Origin of the sequence: Actinocorallia sp. B10E7, assembly GCF_039871655.1 — a bacterium.
Classification (GTDB): domain Bacteria; phylum Actinomycetota; class Actinomycetes; order Streptosporangiales; family Streptosporangiaceae; genus Actinocorallia.
This window is the reverse complement of the sequence record NZ_JBDPLZ010000014.1, coordinates 65,478-88,677: the sequence shown is the minus strand read 5'-3', so window position 1 is coordinate 88,677 and position 23,200 is coordinate 65,478. Positions and strand designations below refer to the sequence as shown.

The window sequence follows — 23,200 nt, the reverse complement described above, 5'->3', positions numbered from 1 at the left end:
CTTGTTATGATCATGTGAAATTTATGGACCCTTTACACGGGAAGGCCTTCATGCGACGGTTCACAACCGCGGCCGCACTGTCCGTAGCCCTGCTCGCAGGGCTCGCCCCCATGGGCTCCCCCGCCGCCGCGTCTCCCGGATCAGGGGAGTTCGGTGTCGAGGACACCGTCGTGCGCCAGGGCACGATCTCGGGGATGGAGTTCCTCGCCCGGGCCGAGCACGACGGAACCAGGTACAGCGCCAAGGAGGTCGCGGCCCTCAAGAAGGCCTCGTGCCGCCAGTATGAGCGCACCCAGGGCCTCCGCGCCTCCAAGCGCGGCCGCTGGCTGATCTGGGTCAAGGTTCGCCTCGACTGGTGCTACGACGGCTACGAGGTCGTCTCGTCCAAGGCCAAGTACCGCAGCTACACCTACGACCGGACGACCTGGCGCTGGCGCGGCTGGGCCAAGAAGAGCCTGACCCACACCCGCAGCTGGAGCTCCACCACCGCCAAGGTGAAGGGCCGGTTCTACTACACGGGCAACGGCCGCACCTACAAGCCGTACGCCACCGTGACCGGCTACTTCGACGGTGGCTACCGCTGGTGGGCCGGAGGCTGACAGCCATCTGAACCACGGCCGGGCGCATCGCGGACGGTCCGTCCACGGTGATCCGGCAGGTTCATACGACGAAGCCCCCGAGTGATCGGGGGCTTCGTCATGCCGGAGTGAAGCTCTTCGGGCAGGGATGTTCGGGTCGGCCCGCGCGGGCCGACCCGAACAGCAGGATCAGGCGAGGTCGAACCGGTCGAGGTTCATCACCTTGTCCCACGCCGCGACGAAGTCCTTCACGAACTTCTCCTTCGCGTCGTCGCTCGCGTAGACCTCCGCGAGCGCGCGGAGCTCGGAGTTCGCGCCGAAGACGAGGTCGGCACGGGTGCCGGTCCACTTGACCTCGCCCGTGGCCTCGTCGCGGCCCTCGAAGACGGCCGCGTCCTCGGACGTCGAGCTCCACGTCGTGCCCAGGTCGAGCAGGTTGACGAAGAAGTCGTTGGTCAGCGTGCCGGGGGCGTCGGTGAGGACGCCGTGCGACGACTGCTGGTAGTTGGCGCCCAGGACGCGCAGGCCTCCGACGAGGACCGTCATCTCCGGAGCGCTCAGGTTCAGCAGGTTCGCCTTGTCGAGCAGCAGGAACTCGGCCGGGAGCCGGTTGCTCTTGCCGACGTAGTTGCGGAAGCCGTCGGCGGTCGGCTCGAGCGCGGCGAACGACTCGGTGTCCGTCTGCTCCTGCGAGGCGTCCACGCGGCCCGGCGTGAAGGGCGCCTCGACGTCGAAACCGGCGTCCTTGGCGGCCTTCTCGACGGCGGCGGCGCCGGCGAGCACGATCAGGTCGGCGAGCGAGATCCGCTTGCCGCCGGTCTGCGCGGTGTTGAAGGCCTGCTGGACGCCCTCCAGGGTGCTCAGCACGACCGCCAGCTTGTCGGGCTCGTTGACCTCCCAGCCGTTCTGCGGCGCGAGGCGGATGCGCGCGCCGTTGGCGCCGCCGCGCTTGTCACTGCCGCGGAAGGACGCGGCCGACGCCCACGCGGTGGACACCAGCTGGGACACCGACAGGCCCGAGGCCAGCACCTGCGCCTTGAGGGCGGCGACGTCCTCGGCGTCGACGAGTTCGTGCGTCACCGGCGGGAGCGGGTCCTGCCACAGCAGGACCTCGGACGGGACCTCCGGGCCGAGGTAGCGCACGACCGGGCCCATGTCGCGGTGGGTCAGCTTGAACCACGCGCGGGCGAAGGCGTCCGCGAACTCGTCCGGGTTCTCCAGGAAACGCCGCGAGATCGGCTCGTAGACCGGGTCGAAGCGCAGCGCGAGGTCGGTGGTCAGCATGGACGGCGCGTGGCTCTTGGCCGGGTCGTGGGCGTCGGGGACGGTGCCCGCCCCGGCGCCGTCCTTCGGCCGCCACTGGTTGGCGCCGGCGGGGCTCTGGGTCAGCTCCCACTCGTAGCCGAACAGGATCTCGAAGAAGCTGTTGTCCCACTGGGTGGGGGTGTTCGTCCACGTCACCTCGAGACCGCTGGTGATCGTGTCGCCGCCCTTGCCGGTGCCGAAGGTGCTCTTCCAGCCGAGGCCCTGCTGTTCGATCGGGGCGGCCTCGGGGTCGGGGCCGACGTGGTCGGCCGGGCCCGCGCCGTGGGTCTTGCCGAAGGTGTGGCCGCCCGCGATCAGGGCGACGGTCTCCTCGTCGTTCATCGCCATCCGGCGGAACGTCTCACGGATGTCGCGGGCCGCGGCGAGCGGGTCCGGGTTGCCGTTCGGGCCCTCGGGGTTGACGTAGATGAGGCCCATCTGGACCGCGGCGAGAGGATTCTCCAGCTCCCGGTCGCCGCTGTAGCGCTCGTCGCCGAGCCAGGTGGACTCCGGGCCCCAGTAGACGTCCTCGTCGGGCTCCCAGACGTCAGCGCGTCCGCCGCCGAAGCCGAAGGTCTCGAAGCCCATCGTCTCCAGCGCGACGTTGCCGGCGAGGATCATCAGGTCGGCCCAGGAGATCTTCTGGCCGTACTTCTTCTTGACCGGCCACAGCAGGCGGCGGGCCTTGTCGAGGTTGGCGTTGTCCGGCCAGCTGTTGAGGGGCGCGAAGCGCTGCTGGCCCGCCCCTGCGCCGCCGCGGCCGTCGCTGATCCGGTAGGTGCCGGCGCTGTGCCAGGCCATCCGGATGATCAGCGGGCCGTAGTTGCCGAAGTCGGCGGGCCACCAGTCCTGCGAGGTGGTCAGCACCTCGGCGATGTCCCGCTTCACGGCCGGCAGGTCGAGGCTCTGGAACGCCTCGGCGTAGTCGAACCCGGCCCCGAGGGGGTTGGCCACGGCGGGGTTCTTGGCGAGGATCTTCAGGTTGAGCCGTTCCGGCCACCACTGGCTGTTGCCGCCGCCCTGGGTCGGGTGCGGGGCGCGCCCGTGCGCGACCGGGCAGCCGCCGGCGGTCTCCTCGGTCTTCGCGTCTACGACGATCGCGTCATGGTTCTCGGACATGTGACTCCTTCGAGAGCTGGGCGAGGGTGAATCCGGGAGTCCCGAGGGCGGGACGGTCCTCGATCTTCATCGGGTCGGCGCGGGGGAGATGGTGTCGGTCGTGGAGATGGTCCTGCCGGTCATGAGTCACGCCCTTCTCGGCACTGCGGGCAGGTGCCCCAGTAGATGACGTCGGCCTCGTCCACCTCGTAGCCCGCGGCGTGGGCGGGCTCCAGGCACGGCGCGTGGCCGACGGCGCAGTCGACGTCGGTGACCGCGCCGCAACCGCGGCACACGAGGTGATGGTGGTTGTCGCCGACGCGGGTCTCGTAGCGGGCGGCGCTGCCCATGGGCTCGATCCGGCGCAGAAGCCCGGCGTCGGTGAGCGCGTTCAGCGCCTCGTACACGGCCTGCGTGGAGACGGTGCCCACACGGCTTCTGACCTGCTCCGCGACGGTTTCCGCCGTCTGGTGCTGGCCGGTGCGCAGAGTGTCGATGATCGCCACGCGGGCTGAGGTCACCCTCAGCCCTGCTCCGCGCAGCAGCGCGGCGGGTGTCTCCGTTTCGCTCACGCCACCACTCAACCCCCTAAACACGAATAAGTCAATTAAGCGATATGGCCAAGTTTGGCCGCGAAACGGCAAGCGCCTCGGGCGCTCCCGCCCGCTCGCCCGCTCTATCGGTGACGAAGGTCACAACGTGCCGCATGGCGCCCGCCTGTGAGACACGAGGGGTGCCGCCGGAGAACGGCGGCACCCCTCGTCCTTCGGGATCGGCGGCGCGGGCGTCCGCCCCCTCAGTCGTCGGGGACGCCCGCGCCGCCGAGCCGGGGGACGGTCTTCTCGGGGCGGACGAGGGAGAGCGCTCCGACGCGGAACCGGTCGAGCTTGTCGACGATGGTCTGCCCGACGGGCTTGTGCCCCCAGATGCTGATGCCATGGTGGGTGGTGGGCTGCCAGGTGGACTCGTCGACGGTGACGGGGTTCCAGCCGACCTCCCACTCGAAGCCCGAGGGGGTGCGGGCGTAGTAGGACAGTTCCTTGTCGTTGGTGTGCTGTCCGACCGACAGGGCCATGTCGAAGCCGAGCTCGCAGACGCGCTGGTAGCTCTGGGCGAGGTCGTCGAGGTGGGCGACCTGGATGTTGAGGTGCTGGACCCGGGTGGGGATCGGGTCGAGCGGCAGACCCCGGACGGAGGCCACGGCGATGGTGTGGTGGCGTTCGTTGACGCGCAGGAAGCGGATCTTGAGTTTGACGCCGCTGATGGTCTCGTCGATGTAGTCGCTCAGGCGGGCGTCGAAGACGGTGTCGAAGTAGCCGCGGACCTGCGCCGGCTTGGTGCTGGTCAGGGCGATGTGGCCCATGCCGGCCTCGCCGGTGACGAATCCGCGGGCGAGCATGTTCAGCGGCTCGCCGGCGATCCGGGGCGTGGTGTAGATCTCCTGGGTGATGCCCTTGGGCCCGGGGAAGCGCAGCAGCCGCTCCACGCCGCGCAGCGCCGCCTCCTCGTCGGTGCCGTGCTTGATCGGCACCCCGTGGGAGCGTACGCGGGCCTCGATCCGCTCGAAGACGGTGTGGTCGTCGACGTGCCAGCCGACGGCGACGACGTCTTCGGCCGGGCCGCGCACGAGCAGGAAGCGGCACTCTTGATCGTCCAATCGAAAGCGCATGCGCCGCTCGTCGAGATCCTCGTGGTGCATGCCGATGGCGTCCGTGCCGAAGCGCCGCCAGTCGGTGAATCGGTCGGTCTCGATGACGACGTAGCCGAGGTGGACGGTGCCGAACACCGAGGGCGCGGCGAGGGGCGGGGTCATCGCAGTCCCCCCAGGAAGTCGGCGCACAGGCGGTTGAAGAGCTCGGGGCGTTCGAACTGCACCCAGTGCCCGGTGTTGGCCACCAGGTACAGGTCGCAGTCGGGCATGCGTCCGGCCAGCGCCGGGCCGCCGCTGGGCCGGTTGACCTTGTCCTGGGCGCCCCACAGGACGAGGGTGGGTACGGGCAGGCGGGACAGGCGCTTGTCTCGGGTGAAGTCCATGCGCCACAGGGTGCGCGGCGCGTTCGGGCCGGACGGGCGCCGCAGCGGCGGGTCCGCGATCACTTCGGGGTCGATGCTGGCCTGGTAGCGCTCGTCGATGACGGAGTCGGGGATCTGGGCTGCGTTGAAGACGAGGTATTCGCGGATGAACTTCTCGAGCTTGGCGCGTGAGGGCCCGTCTCCGCCGTAGTAGGAGAGCAGGGACTGCAGGCCGGGCGTCGGCAGGCCGCGGGTGGTGCCGATGCCGCCGGGCCCCATGAGCACCATGCGGTCCACCCGCTGCGGGGTGTCCAGGGCCAGGCGCAGGGCGCAGGCGCCGCCGTAGGAGTTGCCGACCAGGTGGGCGCGGTCGATGCCGAGGGCGTCGAGCAGGCCGCGGATGTTGTCGGCGAGGTACCCGAAGGGGTCGTCGGGGTCGACGCCCTTGGTGCTGCGTCCGTAGCCGGGCAGGTCGGGCACGATGACCCGGTACCTTTCGGCCAGTGCCGCGATGTTGCGGCTGTAGTTGGAGACGCCGGAGGCTCCGGGACCGCCGCCGTGCAGCATCAGCACGGGCGGCCCGTCCCCGGTCTCGGCGACGAAGATCTTCTTGCCGTCGACGTCGACCAGGGACTCTCGCAGCTCCGGTATCCCCGGCGGCACGGTCGTGGTCATGGTGGTCCTCACTTCTGGCTGGTGGTCGGGGGCGGCACGAGGGAGAAACCGGTAGGCGGCGGGGGGAGCGGCGTGCCCGCGGGGGCCGCCGCGTAGACGAAGCCGTCCGGGCGCAGGGCGAGGGCCGCCGCTCGGTGCCGGGTCATCCAGGACTGCAGGACGCCGTCGCTGTCGACGATCGTGTTCTCCGCCGGCGTCGACCCGGCCGGTCTGACGGTGAGGGACGGGACGCCCAGCCCGGCCCAGGACGGATGCTCCGCCCTGGTTCCGGCGTGCAGCAGCACCCAGCGCGAGCCGAGCACGTCGTCCAGCCGCACCCGCTCACCGGCGGGGCCGGTGACGAACGGCTGGGGGATGAGGCGGCCGGTGGCGGGTGTGCGCGGCGTGGCCTGCAGGCCGTCGGGATAGCGCGGCGTCGGCACCCAGGCGTTCTCCTGCAGGAATCGCTTCAGGGGTTCGACGCGCATGATCGTTCTGCCCAGCGGGTCGCGCAGGCGGGTGAGGGGCCGCCGCCGCTCCGTGATGATCTTCCCGACGGCCACCGCCCGGTCGGTGATCCCGCGGACATGGGGTTTGCGTTCGGCCTCGTAGGTGTCCAGGAGCGTCTCGGGCAGTTGCCCGTGCAGGACGGCGGCGAGCTTCCAGCACAGGTTGGCCGCGTCCCGCACCCCGGCGGCCATGCCCTGGCCGATCCACGGGGGCATCGCGTGCGCGGCGTCCCCGGCGAGGAAGACCCGGCCGGCGCGCCAGCGGGAGGCGAAGCGCACATGGTGGCTGTAGACGGTGGCCCGCAGGATCTTCACGTGCTCGGCGGTGATGCCGTAGCGGGCCAGCAGCTTCCAGATCGCCTCATCGCCGACCAGGTACTTCTCGTCCTCGCCGTCCAGGATGGGGAACTCCCAGCGGTGGTGTCCCAGCGGGGTCGGGCAGTCGACCGCGGGCCGCGACGGGTCGCAGTGGAACCTCAGCCGGTCGTGCCCCGGCCACGGCCTGGTCATCTCGGTGTCGATGACCACCCAGCGGTCCTCGTAGGTGCGGCCCTCATATCCGATGTTCAGCTGCGCCCGGGTGAGGCTCGAGCCGCCGTCGGCCGCGATCACATAAGAGGCCCGCAGCCTCCGGACGGCATCGCCGCCGGTGTGCACCAGCGTCAGCTCCACCCCGCCGGGATCCTGGCTCAGGCGCAGGCACTCGTGCTCCAGCAGGAGCTCCACGTTCGGATACCGGTCGACGCCCTCGCGCAGGACCTGCTCCAAGGCCGGCTGGTAGATGAACATCTGCGGCGGGTGCCCGTTGCCGCGCGACGGCGGGCACGCGCTGAGGAACGGCCTGCCGTGCTCGTCCACGAACTCGAGCGGCAGGTCGGCCAGCATGTCCCGCTTGAGCCGCTCGGCCAGGCCGATGCGCTGCCAGATTCGCAGGACCTCCTCGTCGGTGGAGATCGCCCGCGCCCGGGAGAAGACCTCCGCGTCGCGCTCGATCACCGCCACCCGCAGACCCATGCCGCCGAGCAGGTTCGCCGCGGTGACCCCCGTCGGCCCGTACCCGATCACCGCCACGTCGTAGGCATCGTCTTCGCCCATGTCACCCGCGCTCCTCTTCAAGTACTGGAGCGGTCAATATACTCAGGAACGGTCACTACAGGGAAGTGGGCGTCCGGCGGTCTTGCAGGGTGGGAACGGGGCGGTCCCGGCTCTCAGGCCTTGGGGATCCAGCGGCCGAGGGCCGCGTCGACCGTCACCGAGAGCATCTCGAACTCGGCGACGAGGTCGAAGCCGTCAGGATCGAGGTGGTAGGCGAGGAAGAGGCCGTCGGAGGCGGCGAGGGTGAAGGTCGCCAGCCGCCGTGCCAGGTCGGTGCGGCGCTCCTCGGGCACGTCCGCCAGTACCCGCTCGAACTCCGTCACGGCGAGCCCGTGGACCTCGGCGCGGATCCGGGTGAACAGTTCGCGTGCCTTCGCCTCCACCGGGCGGCGCTCGAGCGTCAGCATCATCCCCAGGCGCAGGAACTCCGGCTGCTCCAGCAGGCTGGTCGAGATGGCCCGGCTCATGGCGGACAGGGCCTCCGCGCGGTCCGCCCCCGGCTCCGGGGCCTCCCAGGCCTGCGACAGGCGGGCCTGCCACAGCTGGTAGCTGCGTTCCATGACGGCGGCCAGCAGGTGGTCCTTGTCCTTGAAGTGCCAGTAGATCGAGCTCGCCGGCAGTCCTGACCGCTTGCTCACCAGCGAGATGCTGGTGCCCTCGTAACCGCGCTCGGCCGCGATCTCGACGGTGGCGTCGAGGATGCGCTGGCGGGATATCTCCCCGTGCTGCTGCCTGCGGTCGGTCTTCGGACCCGCCATGGTGGTCGTCCCCTCCAGTGATCTTTCAGATCGAGTATGCCCGTCCGGCCGCAGGCCCCGGCACCTGGCGTTTCGGGGGTGTCGCTCCCCGTCCCGCTCTCGGACATACCGGGTCATATACCCCTAGGGGTATATTGAAGGGCAAGGTATCGGTTTCCAATCAACGACGAGACCCGAGGAGATCCCCATGTGCAGAGCCGTCACCTGCAAAAAGTGCGGAAAGACCACCTGGGCCGGGTGCGGCCAGCACGTCGACCAGGTCATGCGGTCGGTCCCCGCCCGGAATCGCTGCCCCGGCCACCCGAAGGAGCCGAAGAGCGGCTTTCTCTCCCGTCTCTTCGGCTCGCGCTGACCACCGGGAAACAGACGACCGCCCCGGGTCCGGCTCTCACCGTGGAGACGCCGGACCCGGGCCGGACACGTCGACGGAGTCCAGGGGGATCGGGGTGAACATCGGCGGCTCCTCCTCGGGGGTCAGGGCCGTCGGACCGTAGATCCACTCGGTGAAGGTGTAGTCGTAGGTGTCGCGGGCCCGCAGGAGCGCGTTGCGCTGCAGGCGGGGAAGGCCGTCGAGGTGCCACAGTTCGCCCCACACGCGGCCCGTGCTCAGGACGCGGCGGCAATGCTCGGGGCGGACGGCCTCATAGGCCGCGAGCGCGCCGGCCCAGTCGATCGAGCCGTCCTCGGCGCGGCGCGCCGCGACGTGCCCGGCGAGCACCCAGCCGTCCTCGATCGCCATGATCGCGCCCTGCGCCATGTACTGCAGCGGCGGATGGGCGGCGTCGCCGAGCAGCACGATGTCGCCGTCGACCCAGGTCATGATCGGATCGCGGTCGAACATCCGCCACCACCGGTCGCGCCACATCAGCGGGATGCCGGCCTGGACGTCCGGGCAGGTCCCGGCGAAGGCGTCGTCGAGCTCGTCGGGAGTGCCCCAGTCCTCCTCGCCTGCGAGGGCCTTGGGGGACTGGAAGACCGCGACCTGGTTGAGCATCTCGCCGCCGCGCAGCCCGTACTGGACGAAGTGGCAGCGCGGGCCGATGTGGACCGAGACCTCGCTGAGGTCCACGTCCCGGCCCGCCTTCTCGATGGGCACCGCGGCCCGGTAGGCGACGTAGGCGGAGCTGACCGGCTCGTCGTCGGCCAGGAGCCCGCGCGCGACCGAGTGCAGGCCGTCGGCGGCGATGACGACCCGGGCCTCCTCGGCGCGGCCGTCCTCCAGCAGCACCCGGGCGCCGGACCCGGTGTTCTCGTAGCCGACGACCCGCGCGTCGGTCACCAGGTCGACGCCCGAGCGCCGGCAGGCGCGCAGGAACATGCCGTGCAGGTCGCTGCGGTGGATGACCATGTACGGGAAGCCGTACTTGCGCTCCAGATCGGCCAGGTCAAGGCGGGTCAGCTCGCTGCCGTCGACGGCGTCGCGCATCACCATGCTCTTGGGCAGCACGCCGAGGCTCTTGGCCTCCTCCAGCAGGCCGTAGTCGTCCAGGATCCGGGTGCAGTTGGGCGCGATCTGGATGCCGGCGCCGACCTCGCCGAACTCGCGGGCCTGCTCCAGCACACGCACCCGCAGTCCCTCACGGGACAGGGCGAACGCCGCGCTCAGGCCGCCGATGCCGCCTCCGACGATCAGGACGTCGACGGGGCTCGCGGGGGTGGAAGGTGTGGTCACGGTGTGCTCTCCTCGATGCCGGAGACGCTCACAGCCACGCCGGCAGGACCGGCGCGGAGGAACCGTCGGGGGTGGTCAGGGCGTGCGGACGGCCGGCGAGGTAAGCCGCGATCTCCGCGAGCGGGCCGGTGACCGCGACGGCGTTGCCTTCACCGGGCAGCTCCCAGCGGTCGCCGGTGTCGGCGGCGGTGAGGACGGCCGCGGGGCCGGCGGCACCGCCGCGCTTGCCCACGATGTCGTCGGCCAGGGCGACCAGGAAGGCGGCGGGCAGGTCGGCGAAGGAGACGCCGGCCGCCAGGTCGACGGCGTGTACGCAGACCTCGCGCGAACGCAGCCACGGGATCTCGGTCGCGGGGACCGTGCGGCCCTGCGCGGTGACGACCTCGGCGCTCCACTGCCCGGCGCTCAGGGCGCCGGTGCCGGCGGCGAGCCGGTCCGCGGACTCGCGCAGCCAGGCGGCCAGCTCGGCGGCGGGTTTCGTGGAGCCCGCCTCGATGTCGGCGTTGCGCTGCCGCATCGAGGAGTACATCGGGGTCTCCTCGCCGGTGGCGGCCCAGCGCACCAGGTTGCTCAGCGCGTCGGCGTTCGCGGCCACGTGGGCGACCAGGTGTTTGCGGGTCCAGCCGGGGAGCCCGCAGGGGGCGAGGTACTGCTCCTCGCCCCACCCCGCGGCGGCGTCGAGGAACAGCCTGGTTCCCGTCCCGCTCCAGCTCAGGGCCTCTTCGAAGGTGCGGCGCATCAGGCTGCACCGTCCTTGGCGACGGTGTTCTCGAGCCGGCCGATGCCCTGGATCTCGGTGACGATGTTCTCGCCGCCGGTCAGGTAGCGCTTGGGGTCGCGGGCGTGGCCGACGCCGCCGGGGGTGCCGGTGGCGATGATGTCGCCGGGGTTGAGCCGCACCACGGTCGAGACGTACTCGACCAGCGCCACCGGGTCGAAGAGCAGGTCGCCGGTGTTGTCGTTCTGCATGACCTCGCCGTCCACGCTGAGCTTGACCTCCAGCGCGGGACGCACGCCGCCGGGCAGCTCGTCGGGGGTGACGACGTAGGGGCCGACCGGGGTGGAGGAGTCCCACATCTTGCCCTGCAGCCATTCGCGGGTGCGGAACTGCCAGTCGCGGCAGGTGATGTCGTTGAGGGCGGTGAACCCGGCGATCGCGGCCTCGGCCTCGGCGCCCCTGGCTCGGCGGACCCGCCTGCCGATCACGACGGCGAGCTCGACCTCCCAGTCGAACTCCTCGGTCTCCTCGGGGCGGGCGATGTCGTCGGTGGCGCCGATGAGGCAGTCGGCGAACTTCGCGAACAGGGTGGGGTACTGCGGCAGGTCGCGCCCCATCTCCTGGATGTGGTTCTTGTAGTTGAGGCCGACGCAGACGACCTTCGAGGGGGCCGGGACGACCGGCGCGAAGTCGGCGCCCTCGACGGGGTAGGTCCTGGCGGTGTCGGCGTCGACGGCGGCGGCCTTGGCGGCCCAGTCGTCCTGGGAGAGCAGTTCGCCGAGGTCGGCGGTGCCGAGGTCGACCAGCCGGTCGCCGTCGAGCCGTACGGCCCGGGTCGAGCCGTTGACGCGGAGGGTGGCGAGCTTCATCGGGTGGTCCCTTCGGTGGCGGTGCGGTTGAGCTGGAGTGCTTCGAAGACCGGGGAGTCGCTGAACCGGAACAGGTCGAGCGCGCCGGAGTCGGAGTCGGTGGAGCCGGCCTCGGACCGGGCCGAGAAGGGCTGCCAGGACGGGACGACGAACAGGTCGCCGCGGGTGACCGACCAGGTCCTGTCCCCGACGGTGACGGTGCCGGAGCCGTCGAAGACCTGGTAGACCGACGAGCCGGTCTCGCGGACCGGAGCGGTCTCGGCGCCGCGGGTGACGCGGTGCATCTCGGCGCGGATCGTGGGCAGCACGTCGGCGCCGGTGGAGGGGTCGGTGTAGCGGACCGCCGCGTGGCCGGGCTCGACGGTACCGCCGTGGCCCTCGGACTCGAGGGCGAGCTGGTCGGCCAGGGCGCGGTCGGTGAACTCCCACTTGTAGGCCAGCAGCGGGGTTCCCGGGGCGAGCCGGCCCGCCGACAGCGGACGCAGGCCGGGGTGGCCCCACAGCCGCTCGGAGCGGGAGCGCTCGGGCGTGATCCGCTCGGCGTCGGTGATCTCGTCACGGCCGAACTCGAAGAACTGGGTCTCGGCGGCGTATTGGAAGGGGATGTCCAGGCCGTCGATCCAGGCCATGGGCTCGCTGGTCGCGTTGTGGTGGGCGTGCCAGTTCCAGCCGGCCTGGGGCAGGAAGTCCCCGCGGCGCATCGGTACGGCGTCGCCGCCGACGACCGTCCAGACGCCCTCGCCCTCGACGACGAAGCGGAAGGCGTGCTGGGTGTGGCGGTGCTCGGGGGCGTCCTCGCCGGGCATGAGGTACTGGATCGCGGCCCAGAGGGTGGGGGTCGCGAAGGGGCGGCCGCCCAGGCCCGGGTTGGCCAGCGCGATCGCGCGCCGCTCTCCGCCGCGGCCGACCGGGACGAGGCCTCCGGCCTGTGAGGCGAGCCGGCGCAGGTTCTCCCAGCGCCACAGGTGCGGCACCGCGCGCGAGCGGGGGCGGGCCGGCATCAGGTCGCCGATCTCCGTCCACAGCGGCACCAGCAGCTCCTGCTCGAAGCCGCGGTAGAGATCTTCGAGCGCGGGGGTGACGTCGGGCTGGCCCGGCGCGTCGACCGCGCGCAGCCGCACCGGGGACTCTGGCGTGGTCACAGGGGTGCTCATACGGCTAGTGTTGCTGCTGTCACACGGTGAAGAACAACTAATTCTGCTGTGCAGAATCGAGGAGACGTGGACAAGCCGTTGAAGACGCCGCCGCCCTACCTGATCCACAGCGTGGATCACGCGCTGCGGATCGCCGCGATGCTGCAGCTCGAGGGCGAACTGACCGTCTCGGAGGTCGCGGAGCGGCTGGGCGTGGCCCGCTCCACCGCCCACAGGCTGCTCGCGATGCTGGTGTACCGGGACTTCGCGGTCCAGGACGAGCGGCGCGTCTACCGGGCCGGGCCGGTCCTGGAGCTCGCCGCCCACTCGCCCTCGGCCGCGTCCCGGCTGCGGGCGGTGGCCCTGCCGCACCTGCACCGGCTGGTCGGCGTGCTCGACGAGTCCGTCAACCTGGCGGTGCGCACCGGCGACACCGTCCGGTTCATCGCCAGCGTCGAGTGCGCCCAGAGCCTGCGGGTGGGCTCCCGCGAGGGCATGGTCTTCCCGGCGCACCGCACCACCGCGGGGCTGCTGCTGCTGGCCGAGCTGTCCGACGAGGAGCTCGAGGAGCTCTACGCGGCCGAACGGCCGGGGGAGCGGCCCGACCCGGCCGGGCTGCGGACCGAGCTGGCCCGGTTGCGGCGTACCGGCTTCGCCCTCAACCAGGGCCGCTCCGAGCGCGGCGTGGTGGCGATCGGCGTGCCGGTGCGGGGCCCGGACGGAGCCGCCCTCGCCGGTCTGTCGGTGTCGATGCCGAGCGGACGCTACGACCGGCACCGGCTGCCGTCACTGGTCGACGTCCTCACCCGCGCCGCGGGCGCCCTCGAGGCCGACCTCGCCCGGTCGGACTGAACCCGGCGACTACGCTCCCGCCGGATAGCGGCGGGGCGGAGTGTGGACGTCGAAGTGCAGCGTCCGCTGGGCGAGCACCGAGTGCGGCTCGTCGTCGGGGCCGATGAGGCCGAGCCGTTCGAACAGGGGGAAGCGCGCGGCCCTGGCCTCGAACAGCCGCGGCTCCATCGGCGGGTGCCAGATGCTGTACTCGCCGATGCGGCCGTTCGAACGCCGGTACCAGCCCGAAGTGGGATGGGTGAGGAACTCCATCCACTCGTCGCGGCCGGAGAAACCGTCGAGCCGCCCGGGAGGCGGGTCCGTCTGCACCGCGTCGCAGCCGCCGGTGCCCGTCCGGTCGGACGTGGTCAGGCGCCACCGCCCGGCGCCGTCGCCCCAGTCGGCGTCGATCGTGATGCGGCTGCGCCGCCAGGGCATGCCCCACAGCAGCCGGGGCAGGACCACCAAGGGGTGGTCGAGGCTGGTGGCGAAGAACCACACGCCGGGCCGGCCATGCGCGGTGACGTAGGCGCGGTAGTTGATCTGGCCGCAGGAGATCGCCACCGGAGGGCAGAAGCGGAAGTGGAAGTCGCGGTCGGCGAACGCGACGGCGGAGACGAGCGCCCCCGTCGTGCCGTCGTCGAAGGTCACCTCGCGGGGAGCGAAGCCGTCCGGCAGGTGCGCGGCGAGAGCAGCGGACGAGACCCGATAGGTGACGATCGCGAAGTCGTCCAGCTCGGTCTCCGCGTGGTACGGGCTCAACGGAGGCCTGGGGGTGCCGGTGAAGGTCACGGACACCCGCCCGGCTGGGTGCGATGAATCTGGAGAGACGCTCTTTTCCTGCTCATGTCTCCTGAGACGCTCCGCGACGCCTTCCAGATCGTTCGATTCGGTCGAGGTCGCAGTCTGGAACGCAGAAGGAAACGGAAGTGGGTTAAATGGAAACATGAGGGTCATCCGGGTCCGATAAGAGATCAGGTATGGACACGCTCGCCACCGTGTGGACGGGTGAAGACAGCGGGGAGCGAACAATGGAACGAACGGTCGTCATCACCGGCGGGGCCGGAGGGCTGGGGCGGGAGACGGCCAGGGAGATCGCCTCGGCGGGCGGCGGATGGCGCGTCGTGCTGGTGGACCGGGAACAGGACCGGGCGGAGGCGGCCGCGGCGAGGCTGGAGAAGGAGACAGGCGGCAAGGTCGTTGCGGTGAAGGTCGATCTGGCCTCGCTGGAGGAGGTGCGGCGGTTCGTCCGGGAACTGCCGGGACTGGGGCTGCCGCCCGTGCACGGCGTCGTCTGCAACGCGGGAGTGTCGCACAGCGAAGGAGGGCTCCACTACAGCCGGGACGGGTTCGAGGAGACGTTCGCGGTCAACTACCTCGCGCACTTCGTCCTGGTCAACGAGCTGCTGCCGCAACTGGCGGAGCGGGCGAGGATCGTCTTCGTGTCGAGCTCGACGCACGACCCGGAGCAGTCGACGGGGGCGCCCGCGCCCCGATACGCCGACGTCGCGACGCTCGCGCACCCCGCCGAGACCGAGACCGGCAAGGAGGACGGGCGCCGCCGCTACACGACCAGCAAGCTGTGCCTCGTCATGGCCGCCTACGAACTGGCACGCAGGCTCGGCGACGGCACCATCACGGCCAACGCCTTCGACCCCGGCCTGATGCCCGGCACGGGCCTGGCCGGCGGCCGCGGCACGCTCTACCGCTTCATGTGGCGCTACATCCTTCCGCTGCTCATCCTCCTGCCCATCAACGCCCACACTCCTCGCACGTCCGGTCGCCACCTGGCCCGCCTCATCCTGGACCCCTCCCTGGACGGCGTCACCGGCCGCTACTTCGAGGGTCCGCAGGAGCGCCGCTCCTCCCAGGAGTCCTACGACGAGGCCCAGGCCGCCGAGCTCTGGACGGGCAGCGCCGCCCTCACCGGCCTGGGCCCGACGATCTGACGGCTCCGCGGTCAGGTCAGGCGGCGGACTCGCCACAGGGCGAAGGCGCCGATGACGGAGGAGGCGGCCAGGTAGAAGACGGTCTCGATCCACTGGAACGACCAGTACCGGGAACCGGAGTGGTAGGAGATCTCCAGGTGGAGGTCGAGCTCGCCCAAGCAGACGGCGGTGTCACCGAAGGTGCCGGAAGCGCCGGTTCGAGGTGCGTTGCTGAAGCAGTGGTCGAACTTCTCGTCGCTGAGCGTTTCGCCGTCGGCGGTGAGGAAGGGACTGGTACGGCTGATCCAGGCGTCGGGGGCCTGGGGGAGGGCGATGCCCCTGAGCACGGGGGCGCCGCTGATGTCGCCCAGAGCCCGCGCCTGGTTGATGGCGTCGGGGGTCATCGCCATGGTCGTCGTCTTCGGAGGGAGGAAGTGCGGTCGGAGCAGGTTCGGGACGAGGAACTGGAAGGCGATGAACGCCGCCAGCGTGATCGCCATGGCGGGCAGGGTACGGCGGACCAGCAGGCCGATGGCGGTGCCGAGCACGACCGCGAAGACCGCGTAGGAGACCGGGACGATGTCGCGGGAGCCGAAGAAGACGGTGCTGAAACGGTTCCCCGCGGCCTCGTCGACCGGGGCCGCGGCCCAGGTCAGCAGGGCGCTGGCCAGCCCGGCCGCCAGTGCCGCGGCCAGGCCGACGACCAGCAGTTTGACGCCGAGCCAGCGGCGGCGGGTGACGCTCTGGTTCCACACCATGCGGTGGGTGCCCGCTTCGAGTTCCCGGGCGACGAGCGGGGCGCCCCAGAAGGCGCCGATCAGGGCCAGGGCGAGACCGAGTCCTGCGGCCAGGAACAGCAGGGGGTTCTGGTAAGCGCTCTGGAACTCGCCCAGCGGTCCGGCGCAGTCCCCGCCGCCGCAGCGGGCCAGCGCGGCGTCGTGGGCGTCGCGGATGCCGAGACCGAGTTTCAGCAGGTAGCCGCCGACCACGGTGAGCACGGCGAAGGCGACGAACGCCTGGAAGCGGAACTGGCGCCAGCTCAACCAGATCATCGGGCGGTCTCCTGTCGGGGCGTCGCGGGGCGGAGCGGGTGGTCGGCAGCTCGGGTCATGTAGCCGATGGCCAGTTCCTCGAGCGTGACCGGTTCGACGGTCCAGGGCAGCCGCCCGAGTCCGGCGTCGGCGCGGACGACGGCCCGGCTGCTCGGGTCGCCGTGCTCGACGCGGATCACCTCGATGCCGTCCGGCGGGCTCTCGAGCAGTTCGCGCGGTGCGGTCACCCGGTGGTGGACGGCCAGCAGGTGGCGGACGTCGCCCGCGACCTGGATCCGGGACGCGCACAGCACGATCAGGTGGTCGCAGACCTTCTCGATGTCGCCCAGCAGATGGGAGGAGAGGACGGCGCTGGCGCCGAGCTCGGAGACGAACTCCATGAGGTTGTGCAGGAAGCCCTCGCGGGCCAGCGGGTCGAGCGCCGCGGCCGGCTCGTCGAAGATCAGCAGTTCGGGGCGTTTGGCGGCGGCGATCGTCAGTGCCAGCTGCGCCCGCTGGCCGCCGGACAGCCGTCCCGCCTTCTGCGCCGGATCCAGCCCGACCTGTTCGAGCCGGCGTTCGGCCAGCGCCCGGTCCCATGACGGGTTGAGCCTCTCGCCCATGCGGAGGTGGTCGCGCACGCTGAAAGACCCGTACACCGGGGTGTCCTGCGCCACGAACCCGACCCGGGCGAGGTGCGCCGCGTCGGCGGCGGGACGGGATCCCAGCACCCGCAGCGACCCCTCCGACGGTTCGAGCAGCCCGCAGGCCAGGTGCAGCAGGGTGGACTTGCCGGCCCCGTTCGGCCCGACGAGCCCGATCACCCGGCCCTGCGGCACGGAGAGATCCACATCGTCGAGGGCCACGCGGCGGCCGTACCGTTTCGTCAGGCCCTCGGCCTGCAGAACGGGGGAGCGGGAGAGTTCTTGAGACATGCCCTGATCGTCGTTTTCCGGCCCCCGTCCAGGCGCCGGTCCAAAGCACGGTTCCGCTCGGCGGCGGCCGTACTTTCGGCCGGTTCCGCGACGGTCAGGAGCTCTCGACGATCCGGTTCTCCCAGGCCCAGGCGGCGATCTCCACGCGGTTGCGGAGGCCGAGCTTGGCCTGGACGCCTGACAGGTGGCTCTTGACGGTGCTCAGGGAGATGAACAGCTCGGCGGCGATCTCCTGGTTGGTGCGGCCGCGGGCGATGGCCCGCACGACGTCGAGCTCCCGTTCCGACAGAGGGGACTCCGCCGGTCTCCGCGGGGCCGCGCCGGAGGCCAGATGGCCGAGCAGGCGCAGCGTGACCGACGGCGAGATCAGCGCCTCCCCGCCGTGCGCGGCGCGGACGGCCTCGACGAGCAGGGCCGGGCTCGCGCCCTTGAGGATGAAACCCGCCGCGCCGCCGCGCAGCGCCCCGTACACGTACTCGTCGAGGTCGAAGGTGGTGACCACGATGACCCGGAGCGGGTCGGCGACCTGCGGCCCGGCCAGCGCGCGGGTGACGTCGAGACCGTCCAGACGGGGCATCCGGATGTCGACCAGGCAGACGTCGGGGCGCAGCCGCCGGGCCAGCTCGACGGCCTCGACGCCGTCCGCGGCCTCGGCGACCACGCTGATGTCGGGCTGGTCCTCGAGGATGAGCCGCAGGCCGCCGCGGATCATCGCCTGGTCGTCGGCGATCAGTACCTTGATCGTCATCGGGGCCCTTTCGGCGCGGTGGGGAGGGTGGCCGCGACCGACCAGCCGCCGCCGGGGGACGGGCCCGCGACCAGGGTGCCGCCGAGCATCTCGACGCGTTCGCGCATCCCGATCAGACCGTATCCCGGCCGGTGATGGGGTCTGGGCGGGACCGTCGGGGCGTCGTCGACGACCTCGACGGTGACCGACCGGTCGTCCCGGTCCACGGTGACGGTCACCGACCGGGCCTGCGGGGCGTGCCGTGCGATGTTCGTCAATGACTCCTGGACGATCCGGTACAGGGTGGTCTTCACCTCGGGCGGCCAGGCGGTGTCGTCCGGAAGGGTCAGTTTCACCGGCGGCCCCTGCCGGTGAAACCGTTCGACCAGTTCGCCGAGCCGCTCGGGCCCCGGCGAGGACGGCGCGGCGTCGGCGGTGTCGCGCAGCAGTCCGACGGCCCGGCGCATCGCCGCCAGTGCCTCGGCGCCGGCGGCCTCGATCCCGGCCAGGGACTCCGGCACCTTCTCCGGGGTGCGCCGGGCGACGATCTGCGCGGCCTGGGCCTGCACCAGCATCCCGGTGATGTGGTGGGCGACGGCGTCGTGCAGTTCACGGGCGAGTTCGAGCCGCTCGTCCCTGCGCACCTTCTCGGCCGTGGCGCGGGTGCGGGCGTCGAGCATCCGCAGATACAGCCCGACGGCGACCGCGCCGAGCCAGGCGATGGCGTTGACCACCGCCACTGTGGTGTTCGTTTGCAGGAAATGCCAGGCGACGAGCTGGCAGCCCGCCACGAGGAAGAGCCCGGTGGCGGCCACCGCGGCTGCCCGTGGAACGGGCAGGATCCGGACCGCGTGGCCGGTGAGCACCGACAGACCCAGCGCGAGGGCGGGGCCGGGTTCGGCGGGAAGTTCGACCAGCCCGGGGACCGGGATCGTCAGCGCCGCCACCGCCAGGCCCGCGAACGCGGCCACGGTGGCGTCACGGTGGCGCAGGAGCGCCAGCCCGCACACCACGGCCGCGGCGGCGCTCTTGAAGGGCGTGTATTCCAGGCCCCAGGTCTGTGCGATGGCGAAGGACTCGAAGGCGATCGCCGCCAGGAAGACCGCGCCGAGCCCTGCGGCGGACGCGGTCCTGAGACGCTGATTCGGCATGGTCACCACGTCACGGTACAAACCGGCGGCGCCGGTCGTCGTGGCGCAGCGCCGTCCCGGCCGCGACGGCCGAAAGCCAGCCGAGCGTGGCCCACACCGCGACCGCACCGCCTCCGGCGGTCCAGGCACCGGTCACCACCACCAGGCCGCCCGCGGAGACCGCCCACGCGGCTCGGGCGGAGAGCCCCCGGATCGCGGACCCGACGAGCACGGCCAAGGCGAGCGAGGTGGCCGGTCCGGGTTCGCGCGGCAGGTCAGCGATGTCGGAGATCCCGATCGCGGCGGCCGAGACGGCGAGCCCCGCGACCGCCGTCACCAACCGGTTCCGCTCGCGCGCCAGCGCGAGCACCGCCACGGTGGTTCCCGCGACGGTGTCGAGGAGCCAGTAGGCCCCGCCCCAGCTGACGATGAGCATGTAAGCGGTGAAGGCGAGTCCCGAGGCGAAGACCAGGCCGAGACAGATGTCGGTCGCTTTTCCACCCGTCCGCGACGGGCCGTCGGCAGTACTCATGCCGTTCACGCTAAGGAGGGCCGCCTCGGGAGGAACCGGCCGAAAGTACGGTCGTGCGCCGCGGGGGGAGGTCCTTTGGTGGGAAAGGTTCACGAGGGGGACATCCAGGTGCTGTCGGGGCGTTCCGTCGGGCGGGGACGTTGGCGGGGTGCGAAGCCTTGTGATGGTCCCCCTGCTCATGGCGGGGATGCTGGTGGTGCCCGGAACCGCAGCTCGGGCGGCGGAGTGTCGGGGAGGGTCCGACTTCGACGGCGACGGCAGGCGGGATCTCGCGGTGGGGGCGCCCTCGGCGACGGTCGGCGGGCAGGCGCGCGCCGGACAGGTGGGCGTCCTGTACGGGGACGGCAGACAGGAGTGGCTGGTTCCGGCGGACGTGCGGCGAGGGGACGGGTTCGGCGCCTCGCTGGCCGTGGGAGATCTGAACGGAGACCGCTGCGCCGACCTCGCGGTGGGGATGCCCGGCGCGGAGTCCGTCCGGGTGTATCTGGGCGGTGAGGGCGGCCTGCGGCAGGGACAGGTGCTGAGGCTGCCCAAGCGCGGCAGCGACCAGTTCGGCACGGCCCTCGCCGTGGCCGACCTCGACGGCGACCGCGACCTCGAACTCGCCGCGGGGGCACCGGGCCGCAAGGGCGGAGGAGCGGTAGCGGTGTACGGACTGCGCGCCGAAGGACTGCGCGGATCGAAGGTCTTCTCCGCATCCCTCGGCCGGAAGGGGAAACGCAAGGCGCAGACGGACGCGTTCGGCGCCGTCCTCGCCGCCGGTGACTTCGACGGGAACGGCCGTGAGGAACTCGCGGTGGGCCTGCCCGGCGACGGCCACCGGGGCGAGGGCTCGGTGACGATCCTGGACGCCGTACGCGCCAAGGGCCGGAACATCTCCCAGGCGGGCAGGCTGCGCGGTTCGCCCGAACGCAGCGACGGATTCGGCAGCGCCCTCGCGGTCGCGGACTTCGACGCCGACGGCCGGGACGATCTGGCGGTCGGCGTCCCCGGTGAGGCCCTGACGCACAAGGACCTCGGCTTCGGAGAAGGAGCCGTCCACGTCCTGTACGGGCCGTCCTTCAAGGAGGAGGGCCCGATGTGGAACCGGCTCACCAAGGGCCTGGCCGGAGACGTCCACCGCTACGACCGGTTCGGCGCCGCCCTCGCGGCGGGCGACCTGAACGGCGACCGCGTCCCGGACCTCGCGATCGGCGTCCCCGGGGCGGGCGCCGTCCAGGTCCTCCACGCGCGCAGGCGCAAGGGCCTGACCGCGGCCAAGGCGAAACTCCTCAGCTCAGGCCTCGGCTCCGCCGCCCACTACGGCTACGCGCTCGAGATCGCCGACCGGGCCCTGATCGTCGGAGCCCCCGGCGAGAACGGCTTCGCCGGGGGCGTCTACCGAGGCAAGGTCAGGCTCCCGCTCGAAGGCAGGGGCCTGACCGGGTTCTCCCTCGGCTGAGGGTCAGCGGGCCAGGGAACGCGCGCCGTCCGGGACGACGAACCGGGCGGTGCGCCGTGCGGGGGCGCCGCGCCGTGAGACGTACTCCAGGGTGTGGAAGTCGGCGGTGAGCGACTCGGAGGTCAGCCGGCCGATGATGTAGCCGCGGCGCTGGTCCATGAGGGCGAAGTGCGGGTTCTCCTGCAGCAGGACGGCGTTGACGCTCCGGTCGCGGTAGCCGTCGCCGTCGCTGGCGATCGAGGTGGCGACGAGCTCGACCCCGACCCGGGCCGAGGCCGGATCGTCGAAGTCGCGCAGCAGGTCGCTCGCGTAGGCGGTGTGGACGTCACCGGTCAGCACGACGGGGTTGCGGGCGCCCGACCTCAGGACGGCGTCGAACAGGCGGTCGCGTTCGGCGGCGTACCCGTCCCAGGAGTCCATCCCGACCTCGACGGCGGGGCCGAGCGCGTAGTCCCGCCGGGCGAGGAAGATCTGCTGGGCGAGGACGTCCCAGCGGGCGCCCGAGGCGCGCAGCCCGGACTCCAGCCATTTCAGCTGCCGGGCGCCGAGCACCCGGTGGGACGGGTCCGTCCGCGAGTCGCAGCCGGTCCGCATCCAGTCGTCGCAGGGCTGGTCGGTGCGGTACTGGCGGGTGTCCAGCAGGTGGAAGGACGCGAGCGCGCCCCACGAGAGCCCGCGGAACAGCTGCAGCTTCGTCCCGGACGGGCGTGACGACGCTCGCAGCGGCATGTTCTCGTAGTAGGCGCGCATCGCGGCCTTCTTCCGGGCGCTGAAACCGGGGACTTTCGAGCCGGGCGTGCTCCCGGTCCAGTTGTCCTCCAGTTCGTGGTCGTCCCAGATGACGGCCCAGGGGGCGGCGGCGTGCGCGGCGCGCAGATCCGGGTCGCTCTTGTACTGGGCGTGCCGCCGCCGGTAGTCGGTGAGCGTCTGGCATTTGCCTTCGGTGTGCCTGCGCACGACGCCGTTCGTGCCGCTGTAGGAGCCTGGCGCGTATTCGTAGAGGTAGTCGCCGAGGTGCAGGACCAGGTCGGGGTCCTGCGCGGCCATCCGCCGGTAGGCGGTGAAGTACCCGTGTTCGTAGTGCGAGCAGGACGCCGCGGCGAACGTCATCGGTGTCAGCGCGCCGCGTGCCGGCGCGGTGCGGGTCCGGCCCGTGGGGGACAGGTGGCCCTGGGCGCGGAACCGGTAGAAGTACTCCCGTCCCGGCTCGAGCCCCGACGGCTCGACGTGCACCGCGAATCCTCCGGACGGCCGCGCGGTGGCCGTGCCCTGCCGGACGATGTGCCGGAACCGTGCGTCGGAGGCGAGCTGCCAGCGCACCTCGACCGGCGCGCGTCCCATCCCGCCCAGCCCGTCCTCGGCGAGGGGGCGGGGCGCGAGCCTCGTCCACAACACCATCCCGTCGGGGCGCGGATCGCCGGAGGCGACTCCCAGCCGGAACGGGTCGGGTCTCTTCGGCGGGGCGGCCGAAGCCGTCGACGTCGGAGCCACGGGCCCGCAGGCCACCCCCAGGGTGGTCAGACCGCCCACTGAAATGACGCTTCTGCGCGTTATCTCCACGGTGTCAGTGCAGATGACCGGTACGAACGGCGGGTGAAGCCCGGCTGAGCGCACGACGCATGTCAGAGGACGGTCGGTCTCCTCGGCGCGCGATCCGGATCGGCCGCGTCGCAGGGTCCCGACCATCCGGACTGTCACAACCCGCGGTAAAGACGTCTCGGGCATGGCGACCTGTGCGGGGAAAAGGGCATCTTCTCCTGTATGAGAAAACTGGTGATCGCGGGTCTCACGGTGGTCGCGCTGGCAGTGCCGACGGGAGCGGTCGAGGCGCAGGCGGCCCAGCCTTCAGAGGCGGTCGGCCTCAAGGCGTCCCCGAAGGTCAGGAAACAGCTCGCGGACAGGTACTACAAGTCGTACGCCTATCAGCTGGCATGCGCCAGGCGGTCGAAGGTGGTCGGCCCCAAGCGCCTCTACTACGGCAAGATCATCACCAGGGGCAAGCCGACCGTGTACTGGGCCGTCGGCGACATCCGGCTGAGCTGCAACCCCGTCAGCGCTCAGGACGGGCCGCACGTCTGGCGCAAGCAGGGGGCCAGGGGGCGCTGGGTCTACAAGGGCGACACCGGAGGCTACCTCTGCGGGAAAGTGCCGAGGAAGATGCTGAGGGCCTGGGGTCTCGGCTGCTCTCCCACCTGAGCCCGGCCGAAGCGGGATATTCTCCCAACGATTGGGAGAAGATCGAC

General features: G+C 71.5%; 22 protein-coding genes. 5 read left to right on the top strand and 17 right to left on the bottom strand.

Annotation, left to right across the window (positions count from 1 at the left end; genetic code table 11):
• Positions 1-50 precede the first annotated feature (50 nt).
• A complete protein-coding gene (locus tag ABGB12_RS32135) occupies positions 51-599 on the top strand; it encodes a hypothetical protein (protein WP_347683808.1) in 549 nt (182 codons plus the stop codon).
• A gap of 168 nt (positions 600-767) precedes the next feature.
• Here ABGB12_RS32135 and katG read toward each other — a convergent pair whose 3' ends face one another.
• From katG to ABGB12_RS32085, 10 genes are all read right to left on the bottom strand, one after another.
• A complete protein-coding gene (katG, locus tag ABGB12_RS32130) occupies positions 768-3,002 on the bottom strand; it encodes a catalase/peroxidase HPI (protein ID WP_347683807.1) in 2,235 nt (744 codons plus the stop codon).
• 119 nt (positions 3,003-3,121) lie between these two features.
• Positions 3,122-3,553 (bottom strand): Fur family transcriptional regulator, encoded by a 432-nt coding sequence (locus ABGB12_RS32125; protein ID WP_347683806.1) that lies wholly within the window; start codon positions 3,551-3,553, stop codon positions 3,122-3,124.
• Positions 3,554-3,777: 224 nt separating this feature from the next.
• Positions 3,778-4,794 (bottom strand): VOC family protein, encoded by a 1,017-nt coding sequence (locus tag ABGB12_RS32120; protein WP_347683804.1) that lies wholly within the window; start codon positions 4,792-4,794, stop codon positions 3,778-3,780.
• Positions 4,791-5,669, bottom strand: a complete 879-nt coding sequence (locus ABGB12_RS32115) for an alpha/beta fold hydrolase (protein WP_347683802.1) — start codon at positions 5,667-5,669, stop codon at positions 4,791-4,793. The genes ABGB12_RS32120 and ABGB12_RS32115 overlap by 4 nt, the downstream gene beginning before the upstream one ends.
• Before the next feature lie 8 nt (positions 5,670-5,677).
• On the bottom strand, positions 5,678-7,252 hold the full coding sequence (locus ABGB12_RS32110) for a bifunctional 3-(3-hydroxy-phenyl)propionate/3-hydroxycinnamic acid hydroxylase (protein ID WP_347683800.1): 1,575 nt from the start codon (positions 7,250-7,252) through the stop codon (positions 5,678-5,680).
• Between the two features lie 113 nt (positions 7,253-7,365).
• On the bottom strand, positions 7,366-8,010 hold the full coding sequence (locus tag ABGB12_RS32105) for a helix-turn-helix domain-containing protein (protein ID WP_347683798.1): 645 nt from the start codon (positions 8,008-8,010) through the stop codon (positions 7,366-7,368).
• Positions 8,011-8,398: 388 nt separating this feature from the next.
• Positions 8,399-9,682, bottom strand: a complete 1,284-nt coding sequence (locus tag ABGB12_RS32100; protein WP_347683796.1) for an FAD-dependent oxidoreductase — start codon at positions 9,680-9,682, stop codon at positions 8,399-8,401.
• A 28-nt stretch (positions 9,683-9,710) separates the two neighbouring features.
• Positions 9,711-10,421 carry a maleylpyruvate isomerase family mycothiol-dependent enzyme gene (locus ABGB12_RS32095; RefSeq protein WP_347683794.1) on the bottom strand — a complete coding sequence of 237 codons (711 nt, stop codon included), beginning with the start codon at positions 10,419-10,421 and terminating at the stop codon, positions 9,711-9,713.
• A complete protein-coding gene (locus tag ABGB12_RS32090) occupies positions 10,421-11,269 on the bottom strand; it encodes a fumarylacetoacetate hydrolase family protein (protein WP_347683792.1) in 849 nt (282 codons plus the stop codon). Before ABGB12_RS32090 ends, ABGB12_RS32095 begins: the two co-directional genes overlap by 1 nt.
• Complete coding sequence (locus tag ABGB12_RS32085; RefSeq protein ID WP_347683790.1) at positions 11,266-12,423, bottom strand: cupin domain-containing protein; 1,158 nt, start codon at positions 12,421-12,423, stop codon at positions 11,266-11,268. The genes ABGB12_RS32090 and ABGB12_RS32085 overlap by 4 nt, the downstream gene beginning before the upstream one ends.
• A gap of 66 nt (positions 12,424-12,489) precedes the next feature.
• On the opposite strand from ABGB12_RS32085, the gene ABGB12_RS32080 reads away from it, so the two are divergent.
• A complete protein-coding gene (locus ABGB12_RS32080; RefSeq protein WP_347683788.1) occupies positions 12,490-13,254 on the top strand; it encodes an IclR family transcriptional regulator in 765 nt (254 codons plus the stop codon).
• Between the two features lie 9 nt (positions 13,255-13,263).
• Here ABGB12_RS32080 and ABGB12_RS32075 read toward each other — a convergent pair whose 3' ends face one another.
• Entirely contained in the window at positions 13,264-14,025 is a 762-nt protein-coding gene (locus tag ABGB12_RS32075) for a DUF2071 domain-containing protein (protein ID WP_347683786.1), read from the bottom strand.
• A 239-nt stretch (positions 14,026-14,264) separates the two neighbouring features.
• On the opposite strand from ABGB12_RS32075, the gene ABGB12_RS32070 reads away from it, so the two are divergent.
• Entirely contained in the window at positions 14,265-15,182 is a 918-nt protein-coding gene (locus ABGB12_RS32070) for an SDR family NAD(P)-dependent oxidoreductase (protein ID WP_347683784.1), read from the top strand.
• A gap of 11 nt (positions 15,183-15,193) precedes the next feature.
• Here the strand turns inward: ABGB12_RS32070 and ABGB12_RS32065 are convergent, their stop codons facing one another.
• The 5 genes from ABGB12_RS32065 to ABGB12_RS32045 form a co-directional block, all read right to left on the bottom strand.
• The gene (locus ABGB12_RS32065; protein ID WP_347683782.1) at positions 15,194-16,213 is read right to left on the bottom strand and encodes an ABC transporter permease subunit; all 1,020 of its coding nucleotides are present in this window, start codon (positions 16,211-16,213) and stop codon (positions 15,194-15,196) included.
• Complete coding sequence (locus ABGB12_RS32060; protein WP_347683780.1) at positions 16,210-17,127, bottom strand: ABC transporter ATP-binding protein; 918 nt, start codon at positions 17,125-17,127, stop codon at positions 16,210-16,212. The genes ABGB12_RS32065 and ABGB12_RS32060 overlap by 4 nt, the downstream gene beginning before the upstream one ends.
• 94 nt (positions 17,128-17,221) lie before the next feature.
• Positions 17,222-17,875, bottom strand: coding sequence for a response regulator transcription factor (locus ABGB12_RS32055; protein ID WP_347683778.1), 654 nt, complete (start codon positions 17,873-17,875; stop codon positions 17,222-17,224).
• Complete coding sequence (locus tag ABGB12_RS32050; protein ID WP_347683897.1) at positions 17,872-19,005, bottom strand: sensor histidine kinase; 1,134 nt, start codon at positions 19,003-19,005, stop codon at positions 17,872-17,874. Before ABGB12_RS32050 ends, ABGB12_RS32055 begins: the two co-directional genes overlap by 4 nt.
• Before the next feature lie 10 nt (positions 19,006-19,015).
• Complete coding sequence (locus tag ABGB12_RS32045) at positions 19,016-19,516, bottom strand: hypothetical protein (protein WP_347683776.1); 501 nt, start codon at positions 19,514-19,516, stop codon at positions 19,016-19,018.
• 148 nt (positions 19,517-19,664) lie between these two features.
• Between ABGB12_RS32045 and ABGB12_RS32040 the strand changes: the two genes are divergently transcribed.
• The gene (locus tag ABGB12_RS32040) at positions 19,665-20,957 is read left to right on the top strand and encodes an FG-GAP and VCBS repeat-containing protein (protein WP_347683775.1); all 1,293 of its coding nucleotides are present in this window, start codon (positions 19,665-19,667) and stop codon (positions 20,955-20,957) included.
• A gap of 3 nt (positions 20,958-20,960) precedes the next feature.
• On the opposite strand, the gene ABGB12_RS32035 is transcribed toward ABGB12_RS32040, so the two are convergent.
• Entirely contained in the window at positions 20,961-22,487 is a 1,527-nt protein-coding gene (locus tag ABGB12_RS32035) for an alkaline phosphatase D family protein (protein WP_347683774.1), read from the bottom strand.
• 231 nt (positions 22,488-22,718) lie between these two features.
• Between ABGB12_RS32035 and ABGB12_RS32030 the strand changes: the two genes are divergently transcribed.
• Positions 22,719-23,153 carry a hypothetical protein gene (locus ABGB12_RS32030; RefSeq protein ID WP_347683773.1) on the top strand — a complete coding sequence of 145 codons (435 nt, stop codon included), beginning with the start codon at positions 22,719-22,721 and terminating at the stop codon, positions 23,151-23,153.
• The last annotated feature ends 47 nt before the right edge of the window (positions 23,154-23,200 follow it).